The sequence below is a fragment of the bacterium genome (assembly GCA_012517375.1).
In the GTDB taxonomy this organism is placed as follows: domain Bacteria; phylum Hydrothermota; class Tepidihabitantia; order B3-TA06; family B3-TA06; genus JAAYVC01.
Genome location: JAAYVC010000119.1, coordinates 1 through 16,541, shown reverse-complemented (window position 1 = coordinate 16,541; position 16,541 = coordinate 1). Strand labels below are relative to the sequence as shown.

General features: G+C 45.2%; 11 protein-coding genes. 8 read left to right on the top strand and 3 right to left on the bottom strand.

Going from position 1 to position 16,541, the window contains the following annotated elements; all coding sequences use genetic code 11:
• Window positions 1–84: 84 nt before the first annotated feature.
• Window positions 85–483, top strand: coding sequence for a hypothetical protein (locus GX441_12475; protein ID NLI99452.1), 399 nt, complete (start codon window positions 85–87; stop codon window positions 481–483).
• A 66-nt stretch (window positions 484–549) separates the two neighbouring features.
• Here GX441_12475 and trpS read toward each other — a convergent pair whose 3' ends face one another.
• Genes trpS through thiC form a run of 3 tightly spaced genes read right to left on the bottom strand, consistent with a single transcriptional unit; the run spans window position 550 to window position 3,897 of the window.
• A complete protein-coding gene (gene trpS, locus GX441_12470; GenBank protein NLI99451.1) occupies window positions 550–1,548 on the bottom strand; it encodes a tryptophan--tRNA ligase in 999 nt (332 codons plus the stop codon).
• Window positions 1,549–1,550: 2 nt separating this feature from the next.
• Window positions 1,551–2,642: an alanine--glyoxylate aminotransferase family protein gene (locus GX441_12465; protein ID NLI99450.1), complete on the bottom strand. Its 1,092-nt coding sequence runs from the start codon at window positions 2,640–2,642 to the stop codon at window positions 1,551–1,553.
• Window positions 2,635–3,897: a phosphomethylpyrimidine synthase ThiC gene (gene thiC / locus GX441_12460; protein NLI99449.1), complete on the bottom strand. Its 1,263-nt coding sequence runs from the start codon at window positions 3,895–3,897 to the stop codon at window positions 2,635–2,637. The genes GX441_12465 and thiC overlap by 8 nt, the downstream gene beginning before the upstream one ends.
• 67 nt (window positions 3,898–3,964) lie before the next feature.
• On the opposite strand from thiC, the gene GX441_12455 reads away from it, so the two are divergent.
• The 7 genes from GX441_12455 to GX441_12425 form a co-directional block, all read left to right on the top strand.
• Complete coding sequence (locus GX441_12455; protein ID NLI99448.1) at window positions 3,965–6,190, top strand: TonB-dependent receptor; 2,226 nt, start codon at window positions 3,965–3,967, stop codon at window positions 6,188–6,190.
• On the top strand, window positions 6,190–7,011 hold the full coding sequence (locus GX441_12450) for a hypothetical protein (protein NLI99447.1): 822 nt from the start codon (window positions 6,190–6,192) through the stop codon (window positions 7,009–7,011). Before GX441_12455 ends, GX441_12450 begins: the two co-directional genes overlap by 1 nt.
• Window positions 7,012–7,026: 15 nt before the next feature.
• Entirely contained in the window at window positions 7,027–8,022 is a 996-nt protein-coding gene (locus GX441_12445; protein NLI99446.1) for a DUF4238 domain-containing protein, read from the top strand.
• A 30-nt stretch (window positions 8,023–8,052) separates the two neighbouring features.
• Window positions 8,053–8,919: a bifunctional 5,10-methylenetetrahydrofolate dehydrogenase/5,10-methenyltetrahydrofolate cyclohydrolase gene (locus GX441_12440; GenBank protein ID NLI99445.1), complete on the top strand. Its 867-nt coding sequence runs from the start codon at window positions 8,053–8,055 to the stop codon at window positions 8,917–8,919.
• A gap of 166 nt (window positions 8,920–9,085) precedes the next feature.
• The gene (locus GX441_12435) at window positions 9,086–9,856 is read left to right on the top strand and encodes a polyprenyl synthetase family protein (protein NLI99444.1); all 771 of its coding nucleotides are present in this window, start codon (window positions 9,086–9,088) and stop codon (window positions 9,854–9,856) included.
• Window positions 9,853–11,721, top strand: coding sequence for a 1-deoxy-D-xylulose-5-phosphate synthase (locus tag GX441_12430; protein NLI99443.1), 1,869 nt, complete (start codon window positions 9,853–9,855; stop codon window positions 11,719–11,721). Before GX441_12435 ends, GX441_12430 begins: the two co-directional genes overlap by 4 nt.
• The coding region (locus GX441_12425) for a hypothetical protein (GenBank protein ID NLI99442.1) at window positions 11,718–16,541 on the top strand (4,824 nt) is incomplete at its 3' end. The genes GX441_12430 and GX441_12425, both read left to right, overlap by 4 nt.

Genomic DNA, 16,541 nt, shown 5'->3' with positions numbered 1-16,541 from the left:
ACTGATTGATTTTACACAAAAAGGTATTGACTTTTTGCGTAAAATCGTATAATTTCTTTGTCTTTATTTAACCTAGGAGGAAAAATGAAGAAAATAATGACTGCTTTTTTAACAACAACTGCAGGATTGCTACTGGCAGCGTCTTCGGATCCCGTAGGGAAAACGCGCATTGCACCAGTAGACGATAACATTATGTACGTCTCGTGGTCCGGAGAAGGCACGGGAGCATGGCAGAAGTTCGAGATATACTACGATATGGAAACAGGTCTGTTTGAAGGTAAATGGTGGTACGATGACGAGCATTCAGGAACCATAAAAGGAGCTGCTACAGCAGAGATTCCAGGCGGAGTAACTGGAAAAGGTCGATTCGGCGGCGATTATGCAGGAGCCTGGACTGGCACATTTTACTTCAGGGGAATATGCTTTGGCAAAACATGGGCTAAGAGCGATCCTCCGGGAGACGGAGAATTCAAGGGCATATAAAACAAATCCAGATAAATGTAACGGACCCCGCACTCTTTATGCGGGGCCCGTTATTAGATAAGATTCTTAATTAGGAAGAAACGTCATTCCGGTTATCTTGCGTACTTCCTTCATTACATCTGCAGCAATATCGAGTGCTTTTTCAGTGCCTTTTTTGATTATCTTTCGAACGTTGTCGGTATTATCCATCAAATCGCGCTGACGTTTTTGAATCGGAGTCAAATGATTGACGATATTTTCAATAAGTATCTTTTTGCAGTCAAGGCATCCGAATGCGGCATCGCGGCACTTGTCTGAGCAAGTATTCTGTTCTTCTATTGACGAGAAGAATTTGTGCCAGGTGAACATATTGCACTTATCAGGGTCGCCTGGATCTGTCTTTTTCACTCTCGCAGGATCGGTAACACCCTGTTTGGATATCTTGAAGCTTATCGCGTCCGGATCGTCGTCAAGATAGATGCAGTTATCAAGGCTTTTGGACATCTTATTTTTTCCGTCAAGCCCTAATACTTTTGCCTCATCGCTGCTTATAAGTTCTTTAGGCTCGGGAAAGAAATCGCCGAACTTGGCGTTGAATGCACGAGCTATTTCCCTGGTTAACTCAAGATGGGCACGCTGGTCTTCTCCAACGGGAACGGCTACCGATTTATAAACAAGAATATCTGCTGCCATCAGTATGGGATAGTTAAACAATCCCATGTTGACGTTATCCGGCTGCTGTTTCGCCTTTTCCTTGAATGTGGGAACACGCTGAATCCATGCAAGTGGGGTTACCGTAGCAAGTATCCACGCCAATTCGGAATGTTCCATGACACCCGATTGAAGCATCAACGTAGCTTTCTTCGGATCGAGTCCGCATGCGAGATAATTTACTGCTGCGTTGACTATCCGGTTCGGCAGTTCTTCGACGTCGTACTTCTCAGTCATTGCATGCAAATCAACAATCCCGAAGATGCATTCGTATTCATCCTGAAGAGGGATGAATTGTTTAATGGCTCCAAGATAATTGCCGATGTGGAGTCGGCCAGAGGGTTGTATCCCTGAAAAAATCCTTCCTTTACTCATATTTATCCTTTCAATATTTTTGGAAGAGCCCGTCTCTCAAGAACTTCGAGAGCTTTTAATGTATCCGCCTCGTTAGCGTGACCCATGTGGCCAAAGCGTATGAGTTTTCCTTTAAGATGAGCTTGTCCGTTTGCGAAGAGAATGCCTTCCTGTTCCTTTATTTCTTTAAGTATTGGCGTGCTGTCTACTCCTTCAGGCATCTTGATTACGGATAAGGCATTCGATGGTTTTTTGGGCATAAAATCAAATCCCATTGCACCTGCCTTCTCGCGGAAGAGTCCTGCCCAGTGTTTGTACTCATTCCAGACATTCTGGATGCCTTTTTCCTTCAGTTTTTTTGCTACAAGCGCGAGCGACATCGCTACTGTTATGGCAGGGGTCCAGGGGGTAAAGTTCTGAACGCGGAATTTCTCCGCTATCTGCATGTTGAAGTAGTATTTGGGCATTGAGGATGTTTCAACCAATTTCCATGCCCTTTCGTTCACGGTTACTATCGATATACCCGGGGGCGCTCCAAAGGCTTTTTGTGAACCGCCGATTACAACATCTACATGCCAGTCGTCCGCGTAGAGTTCGTCCGCTACAAGCCCTGCAATCGCATCGAGCACGAAAACCTTATCGTACTTCTGGATTACCTCTCCGAGGGTTTTAACATCGTTACGCGCACCTGTGGAAGTTTCAGTGAATGTTGCAAGAACGGCTTTGATTTTGGAATTCTTTTTAAGTGCTTCTTCAACCCTGGTTGGATCTACCGTATCCCCGAACTCGAATTCGATGTATGTAGGTTTAAGCCTGAAGATATCTGAAAGCTCCTTCCAGCGCTGGCCAAAGTTCCCGATGCTTGCTATAAGTACTTCATCTCCTTCCGAGAAAAGATTTACGAGTGACGCCTCCATTCCGCCTGTTCCGGAGGACGTAAAAAAGAAAAACCTCGAATCTTTTGCGAATACAATTTCCTTAAAATCGGCAGCAAGTCTTTCAAGAACTGCCGCGAATGTGCTTTCGCGATGATAAGGAAATCTTTTCCCATGTTCTTCGAGAATGTCCTGTTCGACCTCAACAGGACCTGGGGTAAACAAGCGGTACTTATTCACCAAAAACCTCCTTGGAGCGTTTCATTGCACAAAATTCTCCGCACATTGTACACACATCTTCGTTCTCTCTTGGGTAGGTTCCGAATTTCCTCCTTGCTTCTGCCGGATCAAGAGCTGCAGCTATCATTTCATCCCATTTCAGTGATTCTCTTAATGTCGACAGTTTATCGTCCCATTGTCTTGCTTTTTCTGGATACTTGGCGATATCTGCTACATGAGCGGCTATCTTCGATACAATCGTTCCGACTCTTACGTCTTCGATATCAGGAAGGCCCAGGTGTTCTGAAGGCGTTACGTAGCAAAGAAAATCCGCTCCATGCATGCCTGCCAGAGCGCCGCCTATAGCAGAGACTATATGGTCGTATCCGGGAGCGACATCCGTGACAAGAGGGCCAAGCACGTAAAATGGTGCTTCGTGGCATATTTCCTTTTCGAGTTTCATGTTCATCTCAATCTTGTTTATTGGAAGATGACCCGGTCCCTCCACCATTGCCTGGACGCCGGCTTTTCTTGCACGGGCTATCTGTTCGCCTATGATCAAGAGTTCCTGTATCTGCGCGCTGTCCGATGCGTCCGCAAGAGAACCCGGTCTCAAGCCGTCGCCAAGGCTAAGACATGCTCCGAACTCCTTCATTAACTCCAAGAGACGGTCAAAATGCTCAGCAAATGGATTCTCCTTGTTGTTACGAATCATCCATTGAGCCATCATCGAGCCGCCGCGGCTTACTATTCCGGCAAGACGCTTGCGGTTCCTCAGTCTCTCGATACCTGAAGTTGTGAGTCCTGTATGTATTGTCAGAAAATCGACACCATCTTCAAGATGAGTGCGAACGGCATCAAATATCTCATCCACGGAAAGCTCAAGAAAGGATTTGCCTGACTTGGGTGCATCGCAGGCAGCCTGATAGATTGGCACCGTTCCTACCGGCACAGACGATTCCTTGATTATCATTCGTCTTGTTTCGTTGATATCTCCGCCGGTCGAAAGGTCCATTACTGTATCCGCACCAGCTTCAATGGCTGCCTTTAGTTTTGATTTCTCCATATTCAGATCAGCGATGGAGGGGGAAGTTCCGAGGTTAGCGTTGACCTTGGTTCTTAGACCTTTGCCGATTCCCGAAGGTTCAATCTCCCTTGGTCTTTTCTTGTTATAGGGAATAACGACACAACCATCTGAAAAGGCCTGAGATACGAACTGCTCGGGTACGCCTTCTTTCAGGGCAACCTTCTTGACTAGGATGTCGTCTGTAAGCATAATGTGCTAATTATAGACCTGTGCAGTAGGTTGTCAAACCTCATGAATTTAGAAAGAGAAGGTATTAGTGTTTGAATTTGCATTATTTCTTTTGAATGCGACAATCGAGGGCAGAGTGATAGATGCAGAATCCCGGCAGGCCGTTGTGGGTTGCAATGTTTATCTTGACGGAACCCAATTCGGGGCAAATGTTGACCAGGATGGTTTCTACAGTATTGAACGCATTCCGGAAGGTTCATATAAACTGGTTTTTTCCATGCTTGGGTATAAAGAACAAACACGAACCGTTATCTTAAAAAAGGATTCACGAATTCGCGAGAATGCTACCCTTGAGCTTTCGCCAATTGGTCTTCCTCAAGTCGAGATAAGCGGACGAAGAACCGAGTTCGAGAACGAGGTGACATCCTCTTCATTTCGCATCAACCGCGATGCGATTAAGCGTTCTCCAGCAATGGGGGAGAAGGACCTTTTCAGAACCCTTCTTACTCTTCCAGGAGTAACTTTTACGAGTGATTTCACAACCGCTCTCTACGTGAGAGGAGGAAGTCCTGATCAGAATCTCGTTCTTCTCGATAATATGGTTTTATACAATCCCTTCCACCTGGGAGGTTTCTTCTCGACTTTCATGCTTGATGCGGTCGATAATGTGGAGTTCTTGACCGGCGGATTTCCTTCCCGATATGGAAACAGGTTGTCGTCTGTTCTATCGGTGGAGAGTGCTGAACCGGAAAAATTCGGAGGATATGTTTCCTCAAGTCTTCTTGCCACCGAGGGTGCAATATGGGCGAACTCGGGCAAAATAGGCGGGCTTGCCACCGCTCGTTTTACGTACTTCGATAAAATAATACCGCTATTCGGAATCAACTTTCCCTATCAATTCGCCGACATCCACGCTATTGGTAGCTGGCGTCCAACGCCGCGAACAAGATTCGAAACCACTTTGTTTTACACAAGAGACAACCTTAACCTTGGAGTGCAGGATATACCTCTTGACCTAGGATGGGAAAACTATCTGGCAACAGCACGCTGGATTCAGCAGCTTCGCGATCCATGGGTATCCAAGCTCTGGCTGGGCTGGACTCATTATAACGCATCAATGCACATAAGCGATCTTCTGGATCAGTTTAACAGCATCGATGACATCACGCTTAAAGCCTCGATGACGAGAGCGGCAGAGAAGTCGACTTTTGAATTCGGGGCTGAGGCAAGCGCATATAAATTTATCTATAAAACAGATGCCGATCCTTTTGCCGTATACAACATTGACGGCAGGCCTCTATACGGTGCGGGTTATGTTACCTGGCGCTGGAAGCCCTCGCCGCTCTTTCTTTTTGAAGCAGGCACAAGGTTCTCCATGTATTATGCGCTTTACCCGGACACGCTCAAGGATTCTATTACCGATGAAGTTCTTGGTGTGGATACTTTGATTAGACTCGATCCCGAACCCGAACTCCGGCTCTCGGCAAAATATTTTCTGACCGCGGATGACGCAGTTAATCTCTCACTTGGTAACTACCATCAGAATATCGCGATGATTCTCCCGCAGGGCGGCCGTATTCCTACGAATTTCTGGATACCCGTATTCGGAAGGTATGAACCTCAGCAATCCATCCACTTTATCGCCGGCTACGAACACATGTTCAAGGACGGTTCTAGAATCAGGTTCGAGCCTTATTATAAATACTACCCTTACTTGCTTGCTTTCAACGAGACGGCTATAAACATCAAAGACGTTGACGAAAGCATGTTTGAGGCGGGGAAAGGTCGTTCGTACGGAGCCGATTTCAGCGTCGAAAAGCTTACGGGAAAGCTTACGGGCTGGATATCGTACTCGCTCGGGTTCAGCCGCTTTATATCCGACACTCTTGAGTTCTACACATCCTTCGATCGCCGCCACAGCTTCAATATAGTCGCCAACTACGATCTCGGAAGCAAGTGGAACGTTAGTGCAAAGTGGACGTTCGCAACCGGCATGCCCTATGCCGGAACGCTTGGAAGAGTGAGGATATATTACTGGGACCCATTTTACCAAAAGTGGGTATACAATTGGTTTACAATAGAGTCCGATAGAAACACTCTGCGGTTTCCTGCATACCATCGCTTAGATATAGGTGCATCAAAAACCTGGCAATTTAAATGGGGGTCTCTTACTGCTCGCGCAGACGTTATAAATGTATATAATCAGAAGAACGTTATGCTTTATTATTATGATATGGATTCCGAACCTCCGGTTCAACAAGCGGTTAATATGATACCTATCTTTCCTTCGGTAGGCCTGGAAGCGAGGTTTTAATGAAAAAAATGTTGCTACTAGTCCCATTTGTCGTCCTGATCCTTGGGTGCGAGGGACAGATTGTCCAGAAGTTTGAACCTGAACCGGATATATTCGCGTTAATGAAGATTGATAACGATTCCCCAAATGTTTCATACAGCCAACGGATAAGGGTTGATAGAAGCTGGGATATCAAGGATACCGTAAATGTGTGGGGCGTTAGGGATGCATTAGTGAGAATCATACCGGGTAATTCCAGTTATGTATTCGTTGATAGTTTCTTTGATCCCGATTCGAATTACTGGAGAAAATACACTGAAGGACACTATTACGCGTTGTTACATCCCAAGTTAAACGATACGACCCTCTACAAATTGGAAGTTTCACTTCCCTGGGGAGATACTGTAACGGGTGAGACGAAGATGCCGTCGCAAATAAGCCTTTCCTGGCCTAAGGATGAAGACACCCTCTCCATAGCAAATGAGCTAGCCAATCCTCATCTCATTACGTGGAACAACTGTTTAAACGTCGGGCTTTACACTCTTCAATGCGTGCCGAATGTCGATACTTCGATGTACGATTCTTTTCCACCGTTTCTTTTCATTCCATCTTTCACAATCGATACAAGCTACGCATTCTTCCAGGAACGTGCCGCAATTCCATGGGTTTACAACCGGGAGTACGTCATTCGTATAAACGCATACGGAACCGAATATGCAAATTACGTTAAGTTCGGTCTTAGCGGCGGCAAGGCTAATCTTGCAACCCAGGACGGCGACACCTGCTACGGTGTTTTTTCAGGCATCGCCATAGACTCGGTAAGGGTCTTTATTACTCCATAAGGGGGGAGAAAGGGTATGGCAGAAGAAGGAAAAAGGAAACAGGCGCGTCGCCACCATTATTTACCTCAATTCTATTTAGCAGGGTTTACGCCATCCGGGAAGAAAGAGGATAAGTTATGGGTTTTTGACTTGGATACGGGTAAGAAATTTACAACTACTACAGAAAATGTTGCTTGCGAGAAGGATTTGTATCGTTGGGAGGGGGTAACCGAACACGAAGATTTTCTTGAGACAGAGACTTTTCAAAAACTGGATAATAAAGCATCCAAAATAATTGAAAGCATTTTACAGACCAAAACGATTCCATCAAAAGATACCGACGAGTATTCCTACTTGATGCAGTTCATTGCGGCATTTAAAATCAGAACGCCGTGGTCTCAAAAGCAAAACGAGGAGTTGACCAAACAAATTATAAGAGCGATAACAAATGTAGTGACTCAGTCAGAAGAGAGGTGGCAAATTTTCAGAAATAGGGCATTGGGTGAGGAAGGAAAAGACTTCAGTAAAGAGCAAATGCGTGAGGTAGTTTTCGATGAAAGCAAATACACGATTAAGGTACAACGAGAAGCCTACTTAAAGACAATGAGCGATAGGCTGAAACCTCTATTTGAAATTCTATGGGAAAGAGAATGGTCATTTTGCGAAACCCAAGAAAGTCATTTAATATGCTCAGATTATCCTTTAGTGGTTGATTGGACAATTCCTAATCCTTCAAACAAACCTCCGGGGTTAGCTCATATTAATACGGCTGTTTCAATTCCTTTAACGAAAAAGGCTGTATTGATCGGATCGTTTGAAAAACATTTTATGAGTCCTATAAGCAAGGAACTTGTTGGTGTGATTAATTTTTTAGAGGCAGCAGTATACGCACACCGTTTTATTTTTTCTGCAGATGAAGATTTTTATTGGCTTAAAAATGATGGTTATTTAGGTCATGCAGAAGAACTCATTAAATTGATCCAAAACCGTAGGGGCCGACCTTTAGGTCGGCCCGATGGAACGCCCCATTGACATAAGCCTCATAATCGCTAGAATTTATTAGTGGCGATGATTATTGACGGCAAAAAGGTAGCCAGGGAAAGGGAGGAATCTCTTTCTTCAAGAATAAAAAGCCTCTACGAGGAGCATGAGATTAATCCTTCGCTTGCTTTTTTATCAGCAGGTGCGGATGAAGCTTCGCTCTCCTATCAGCGTTCACAAAAGAAAGCCTGCGAGCGGATCGGCATCGTTCCGAAGACCATCAATCTAGACGCCAGTGTCCAGGAACCGGAGATTCTGGACACTCTTTTCAATCTCAATGAAGACGATACCGTCCACGCCATAATCGTGACCTTGCCCCTTCCAAAGGGCGTTGATGAGGAGCGCATCTTGGGCGCAATAGAGCTTACGAAGGATGTTGACTGCCTTAACCCATCTAATCGCGGACGCCTTGCTTTCGGCAAATCATCGTTTCTTCCGGCAACACCAGCTGGAATAACCGAACTCCTCAAGGCATACGAAATACCTTTTGCAGGTAAACACGTAGTAATCGCAGGCCGGGGCAAGGCAGTGGGCTGGCCCCTGGCGCAGATTCTTATGAGCAAAGGTTGCGATGCCACGGTTACTGTTTGTCATTCACGCTCCGGAGATTTGGCTCAATACACCAAAAAAGCCGATATCCTTGTCGCCGCAATAGGCAAGGCTCGATTTGTGGATTTGAATCTTGTTCACGAAAACCAAGTCGTAATTGATGCAGGCATCAACGCCGAGGAGACCGCCTCGGGCTGGAAGATAGTTGGAGACGTTGACTTTGAGCTGATTTCAGATAAAGTTTACGCGATAACGCCTGTGCCCGGCGGTGTCGGGCCAATGACAGTTGCGATGCTGCTGTCGAATGTCGTGCAAGCGGCGGAAAGGAGAGTCTTATAGTATCCTGCTTGTAGATGATGAATTCTTTTGAATCAACAGGGGATAAGGAGAGGATATATTAATGGATTTAGTCGCTTTGATTGATGAAAAACGTCGACTCATTGAGGCGGCTTTACCAGACTATTTACCCCAATTACCACAAGAAAATAGTTTTTTGACCGAAGCCATGCGATACAGTCTTCTTGCAGGCGGCAAGAGACTGCGCCCCATACTTGCAATACTGGCTTATGAAGCGGCAGGAGGCCTGGCTTACGAAGAAATCATGCCTGCTGCATGCGCTCTTGAGTACGTGCACACGTTTACCTTGATTCACGACGATCTTCCTGCTATGGATAATGATGACTACCGCAGAGGCAAGCTGTCTAACCATAAGAAGTTCGGCGAGGGCATGGCTATTCTTGCAGGTGACGGTCTGATGATAGATGGATTAGGACTCGTCTGTCATTCAGGGGCTCCGTGTAAGTATGTAGTTAGAGCGCTTAAAGAATTCACTGAGATACTCGGTTCTTCTGGTGTTACCCTTGGGCAAGCGGACGACCTTTACGGGGGAGAAGCGAATGCAAAATTCCTGCGTCATATTCATATGCGGAAGACGGCCTTATTTATCTCTTTCTCAATACGCATTGGAGCGATTCTCGGGCGTGCCGAAGAAGCCACGCTTTCGGAACTCCATCGAGCTGGGGTTCTTGCCGGTATGGGTTTTCAGATTATGGATGACATTCTCGACGTTAGAAGTTCATTAAAGGATTTGGGCAAAACGCCCGGCAAGGATTCAGAAGACAATAAGCTTACGTACCCTTCTGTATACGGTCTTGAATATTCCGAAAGAATGGCCAAAGGTTATGCCAGACGTGCAAAAAGAATATTCTCGAATCTGGGGGAAAAATGGAATACGCTTTCGCTGTTTACAGATCATTTGGTGATGAGGAATAAATGAAGATTCTTGATAAAATAAATTCTCCGTTCGATATCAAGGGATTGACTATAGATGAATTGAACGCGCTTGCCGGAGAGATAAGGGATAGAATACTTGAAGTAACAAGCCGGAATGGAGGACATGTAGCTCCTAACCTTGGAGCTGTAGAATTAACCCTTGCCATCCATTACGTTTTTAATGCGCCTGATGATAAGATAATATGGGATGTAGGTCACCAATGCTACACGCACAAGCTCTTGACGGGCAGGAACAATCGTTTCGATACTCTGCGTCAATATAAGGGTATAAGCGGGTTTCCTAAAAGACAGGAGAGCGTATACGATGTCTTTGATACCGGCCATGCAGGTACGTCTCTTTCGGCGGCATTTGGACTAGCCAAGGCCAGAGACATACAAAACAGCGATTATAAAGTCGTCGCCGTAATCGGCGACGGTTCTATAATCTCCGGGATGGCTTTTGAGGCGCTTAACAACCTAGGGACCTCTCAGACGAATATAGTTGTTATACTTAACGACAATGCCATGTCGATAGCGCGTAATACAGGCGCGCTTTCGGCATACCTGAACAGAATCACCTCAACAAGGTTTTATCAAAGATTGAGAGCGAGAGTTTGGAATTTCATAGGCCGTTTTTTCAGAACCAAAGGCGAATATCTCAGGGGTTGGGCACGAAGAATCGAACGGGGAATTAAAGGGATACTCACTCCTGGCGCTTTTTTCGAGACGCTCGGTTTCCATTACTTCGGTCCTCTGGAGGGACATAGTCTTAAAGATCTCATTTTTTACTTGCAAAGGCTTAAGGAGATTCAGGGACCGGTTCTTGTGCACGTCGCAACACAGAAAGGTCGCGGTTTCAAAGGCGCCATTGACAATCCTGAACTCTTTCATGGCGTTGGCCCTTATGACTTAAAGACCTGTAAGGTTAACTCCAGCAAAACAAAAACCTATTCCGAGATTGCAGGTTGTACACTTGCCGAGATGGCTGAGAAGGACGAACGTATAGTTGCTATAACGGCAGGAATGACTCTTGGAACCGGCCTCGATTTGTACAGGGCTTCATTCCCCGCTAGATTCTACGACTTCGGAATAACTGAAGAGCATTGCGTTACATTTGCAGCAGGCTTAGCCCTTAAGGGATTGAGACCCGTTTTTGCAGTGTATTCGACATTCCTTCAGCGCGCTTTTGATCAGATCATTCACGATGTCGCGCTTCAGAACCTTCCTGTTGTATTTGCAATTGACAGGGCTGGCCTTGTCGGAGCGGACGGACCGACCCATCACGGCGTCTTCGATCTTTCATACCTCAGAATGATTCCCAACATGGTTGTCGCTGCTCCGAAAGACGAACACGAACTTCGAAACCTGCTGTACACGGCAATAGAATACGAGAAAGGGCCTTTTGCCATTCGCTATCCTCGTTCGGCTGTGAATGGGTTAGAGTCCTTCAAGGAATTGAAGAAAATCCCCGTTGGCGCATGGGAAATTCTTCGAAGGGGAAAGGGGGTGGCGATACTGGCTGCAGGCAGAGGGGTAGAACTTGCAGAAAAGACCTTAAAATCTTCAGCGAAAATCAATCCTACTATAATAAATGCAAGGTTCGTCAAACCTCTTGATGAAAGGCTCCTTCTAAGTATAGCGCGCACCCATCACGGAATAATCACGGTGGAGGAAAATGCCCTTATTGGCGGATTCGGCGCGGCTGTTGCTGAATGGCTTGAAGATAAAAAAATCCAAGTTCGTCTGGAAAGAATAGGTCTGCCGGATTATTTTATTGAGCATGGCCCTGTTGAGAAGCTTTTCGAGGATGTTGGATTTACTTCCGTGAAAATTCTGGAAGCTATTAAAAGAATGCGGGGTAAGAGATGAGTTTGTTTTTAGCTTTTATGCTTTTATCGCAGACGCAGGAAGGATCGGCTGCTGAGCTGGGGTTTTCGATTAAGACCAGGGTCGATTATGATGCGGGACTTGTATATTACGAAAAATGGCTCGATTCCTTGTTTATGGGAGTCGACAGTGTAAAAACATTGAGCGATTATCTTGCCTCTGCTGGCCGGGATCTCTATATCGAGAAGACAAAAGAAAACATGAGGCAGAAATACCCGCAAACCGAGGAGTCGAGCGTTTCGGGAATCATACCCGACATCAATATCCCCATAGGCAAGGAGAAAACCGATATCCGTATCAGCGGACAGGACAAAATTAGCATTGGACCTTCCTGGAAGGTGTGGGACGATAAAGCACGTAATGATCCCAATGAAGCAACCTCTTTGGAGTTCAAGCAGGATATAAATGTATCGGTAAAAGGTACAATTGCCCGGAAAACAGAGGTCGTTATCGATCACAATACGGCGAGCAGTGATTTTTTGAACAGCAACAAGGTCAGAATCGGCTACACAGGAGACGAGGATGAGATTGTAAAGAAGGTTGATGCGGGCGACATTGCTCTTAATTTTCCTTCAAGACAACAATTTCCCTCCCAGCAGGGCGTGTTCGGCGTTAACGGCCAGTTCAAGTTAGGATCTGTTGACTTGTATGCCGTGGGGGCTAAAGAGCAAACCGAGTCAGGCGCTTCAAGCTTCACCGGCATGATGCAATTGCAGAGTGGCGAGATATTCGCTCAGGATTTCGTCAAAAAAAGATTCTTCTATATCTTCAATGATTCATTAAGAAATGCACTCATTCAGAATGGGGACTCGGTTGTTTCAGACTTCTGGTTTTATACCACGGATAAAACCAGATCCTCGGATAAATCCGCGCTTTCGCCTTCGTGGAATGGGACGGCAATGCCTAACCCCAAAAATATCGCGACGGATACAAGCTTTGACAGGGAAACCGGCACCTTTTATTTGTTGGATAAAAACGAATACTATGTGCGCTATGCGGGTTCCGGACTCCTGAATTCCATTATCGAGCTGAATTCGTATCTTGGCGATAATGATATTCTAGCTGTGGCGTGTACGACTAAAACAGCAGGTCCTTTAGGTTCCAGGGAAGACGAACAACAGAGAAAGGCTGTTTTAATGTTGATCTGGGGAAGGAATACAGATGACTACGCAACATCCAGATGCTGGAACAACATGCTGCGGAACCATTACGCAATGCCTGTAAAGGAAGCATTAGCGGAAGTAACTGTCACAGTACAAGTTCGTGATGAGAATAACAACTGGGTTGCAAAAGATACCAATAATCTTAATTATTCATATATCCTTGGGCTTACACAAAAGGAAGGTGAAACCCACACCCTTTCACAAGACGAGCAAAGGCTGTGGATGATAATCTTCAACAAAGATAGACCTTTTGCCGATTCTTCCCTAGGGAGCAGAAAAATCGAAGAGATTTATGACAGCGTTACAGTGAAAAACTTCAATAGCTTCAAGATTACTTACGAATACAAATCTAATATAACCAGTTTCGATCTAGGACTCTTGGTCAAAAAGGAGAGCATAAAGGTAAAAAAGAACGGCAATGAGGTAGATAAATCCGAATATACTTTCGATGAAAACTCGGGCGCCTTGACCTTTAAGACACCCATTAAAATCGGCGACAAGATAGACATCACTTTCGAAAGAGATGAGGTCTTTTCTCTAAATAACAGGGCTATTCTCGGCCTTAGGGCGCAGAGCGAGCCTCTTAAAGGGATAAAACTCGGATCAAGCTTAATGTTCCGGAATGTGGCATTTTCAAGCGACTCAAAACCCATACTCGGATATACTCCTTTCTCAAACACGATTGCCGAGCTGGACGCATCCATGGAACGGGAACTGGGTTTTTTGACCCGGCTTGTTGATAAGCTGCCTCTTGTTGCGACCGAGGCAAAATCAAACTTTAATCTTTTGATTAATTCAGCCCTTTCCATCCCAAACCCTAACACGCACAAATCCTCAGCCGTCTGGGTTGAAGACTTTGAGCAAGGCACCCTTGAGAGTTTTTCCGTACCCCTTGGTAACGAATACTGGCATCCAACCAGCATTCCTTTGAGAAAGACGATAGTTGCCGATAGTACAATCGATACTGTAATGGATACCATGAACTATTCAAGGAACTTGCCAGGCTGGAAAACATCTGAACCTTTTGATGCCGATAAGGATATATTCGGAAAGGAATCCAGTAAACTGAAAAGCGAGTATAGTGATAGAACTCTCGATTTAACTCTTGCACCTGAAAGTGAAACCAGATGGACAGGCCTGCTTGGAGCTGCCTTTGAGTACAACACTTTTGATATCTCCCAGTCGCAGTTCCTGGAGATTATTATGAAACCTCAAGCTAATCAGGAGGGAGTAATACATTTTGATTACGGAACAAAGATTGACGAAGACGAGTTGAGATTAAACGCACACAAACAAATAGTCGGTCTGGGAAAGTTTGATACCGAAGATTCGACTCTTAAGTACGAACATTACGAGCCTTACAATGTCGGTCTTGACAGGGTGATGGGAGCGGATACTGCAAATGTTGCAGGAGACGATGGGAATGATGATTACGACAAGGATACAAATCCGAACGGAACTGAAGGAAATTCAAGGATGGACTCTGAAGATCTCAGGCGCGACGGTTTCGATAGACTTAACAATTACTATGAACTAACGGTTGATTTTGATAACGACACGTTCTTTGACAAGTTTGTAGATACTTTGGGGGAGAACGGATGGATCAAGATCAGCATCCCGCTTGGTGATACAAGCTTTTTGAAGAAATTCGGTACCCCGAGCGTTAATCAAATCGGAATGTTCAGGATATGGTTTGAAGGCATGTCCGGAAGCAATGCATTAAGATTCTACGCCTGGAAATTCGTGGGCAGTAAGTGGAAGAACAATGAAGTAGTGGCAGTTGATTCGTCCTTCGTGGACACCCTTACGGAAAAGGTTTTCATCGACTTGATAGGCTCCAAAGATAAAGAATACAAGCCGCCTTTCAAGCTTGGTATTAAGTCGACCGGGGAGAGGGAAGACGAAAACTCTCTTCGTATAAGATATGAAAACGTAAGTCCCAATCATGCGGCCAAGGTAACAAGAATTGATGAGCGGCCTCAGGACTTCAGGGCATACCAGAGGTTGAGGGTTTACGTTCACAACAATCAATATAACCCAAGATTCTATATCCGGATGGGCACTGATTCGCTTGCGTATTATGAGTTTCGGGAGAGAATTGCCAACGGCGTTCTGCCTCCGGAGTCTCAGGACGGGCTGTGGCGTGAATTCACTCTTGATTTTGCAAGATTCGTCGAGCTGAAGGATTCCCTGCTTGCAGATACGTCAAGACGAGTTTTTTATTCGCAAGATTCGACGATGCTTGTAAAGGGGCGTCCCACTTTTGCTTCTGTAGCGTACATGGAGGTAGGAGTCATAAATGATAATCAACCTGCTGCAACAACCGGTGAAATCTGGCTTGACGATATAAGGCTGGATGAGCCATTCAAAGATATTGGCTCCACAGTTGCAATTAGTTCTAAACTTAATTTTGCTGATCTTGCTTCATTGGTCGGTAGTTTCTCTGTAGGTGACGGTAAATTCGTTGGAATCAACATATCATCCGCCCCAGGAGCCAGGCAGACTGGAGCATATAAGTCTTTTAACGTTTCTGGTGCTTTGAATCTGGAGAAGTTCGGTCTTGAAAAATTAGACTTTAAGCTTCCCCTAACGGCAAGCATAACTGATAATAATTCATTGCCCAGGTTTTCGGGAGAAATAACCGACAAGATACTGACCACCGAGGAACAGGAACTTCGCAAGCAGCATTCAAACGTAAAAAATCTTGGCTTTTCTTTGTCACACAATCAATCCAAGAGCCGTCTCTTGCAGTATACCCTTGATGCGGTCAGGGCTTCGGCAGATTACAACTTAAGTTCGTCTTTAAGCAGTGCGGGTTTAAGCACCGACACTTCGTTCTCACAGAGCTATTCCTTAAGATATAATTCGAGTCCCGATTTATTTTTCAAGATTGGTGAAGAAAAAATTAACTACTTTCCTAACGCTCTAAGTTTTTCATCATCGCTGATTAGAACCGACCAGAACAGATTATCGAGGACCGTTTTTCGAAGCGACTCTGCGTATGTGTGGAATGACACCCTGTTCAACCAGAATGCCGCAATTACTTTTAATGCAGGGACTTCTTATTCTCCCGTAAAATATCTTCCTTTATCCGTAGACATCTCTGAAACAAGGGCTATTAACGCATCCGGCGCGAAAAACCCTAATCTCAAGCTGGATACCCTTTTTGATTCGAAGTACTTCTTTGTGAGGGACTTGCGTCTGAGCGCCGGTCTTTCCAACGTTTCTTTTAATTCATTCGGAAGACCGAGCGTTACCGTGAACAGCAATTTCAAGGAGGACCACTCTCAAGGTGTTCTGAATCGAAATCTTGATGACAGCGGTAAGGTACTATATCCAAATGATAGAAACTTGACTAACTCCGGATCTTTAAACCTTGCATGGTCTGGATTCGATTTAAGGGGGCTTTTTAACGGTATGAAAGCAAATGCTCAAAAACGTCGTGAAGAGAAGGCGGCTAAGCAAGCTGAATCGGATTCTCTTGGAACCGTCATAGGGGTTGATGATACTCTCAAGATTGACAGCATACCTTCGGATACCATCGTCAAAGAATCTGCAAAATCACCTGAAGAAAGGATGCTTGAAACATTCGGAGCCGTAGCCAACATTTTCAGTCCTATTAATGTTTCTGCGAATTTC

What these genes read in the sequence shown, in the direction of transcription:
- GX441_12435 (NLI99444.1), top strand. Translation starts at nt 9,086, where the DNA reads ATGCGATACAGTCTTCTTGCAGGCGGCAAGAGACTGCGCCCCATACTT.
- trpS (NLI99451.1), bottom strand. Translation starts at nt 1,548, where the DNA reads ATGAGTAAAGGAAGGATTTTTTCAGGGATACAACCCTCTGGCCGACTC.
- GX441_12430 (NLI99443.1), top strand. Translation starts at nt 9,853, where the DNA reads ATGAAGATTCTTGATAAAATAAATTCTCCGTTCGATATCAAGGGATTG.
- GX441_12475 (NLI99452.1), top strand. Translation starts at nt 85, where the DNA reads ATGAAGAAAATAATGACTGCTTTTTTAACAACAACTGCAGGATTGCTA.
- GX441_12445 (NLI99446.1), top strand. Translation starts at nt 7,027, where the DNA reads ATGGCAGAAGAAGGAAAAAGGAAACAGGCGCGTCGCCACCATTATTTA.
- thiC (NLI99449.1), bottom strand. Translation starts at nt 3,897, where the DNA reads ATGCTTACAGACGACATCCTAGTCAAGAAGGTTGCCCTGAAAGAAGGC.
- GX441_12450 (NLI99447.1), top strand. Translation starts at nt 6,190, where the DNA reads ATGAAAAAAATGTTGCTACTAGTCCCATTTGTCGTCCTGATCCTTGGG.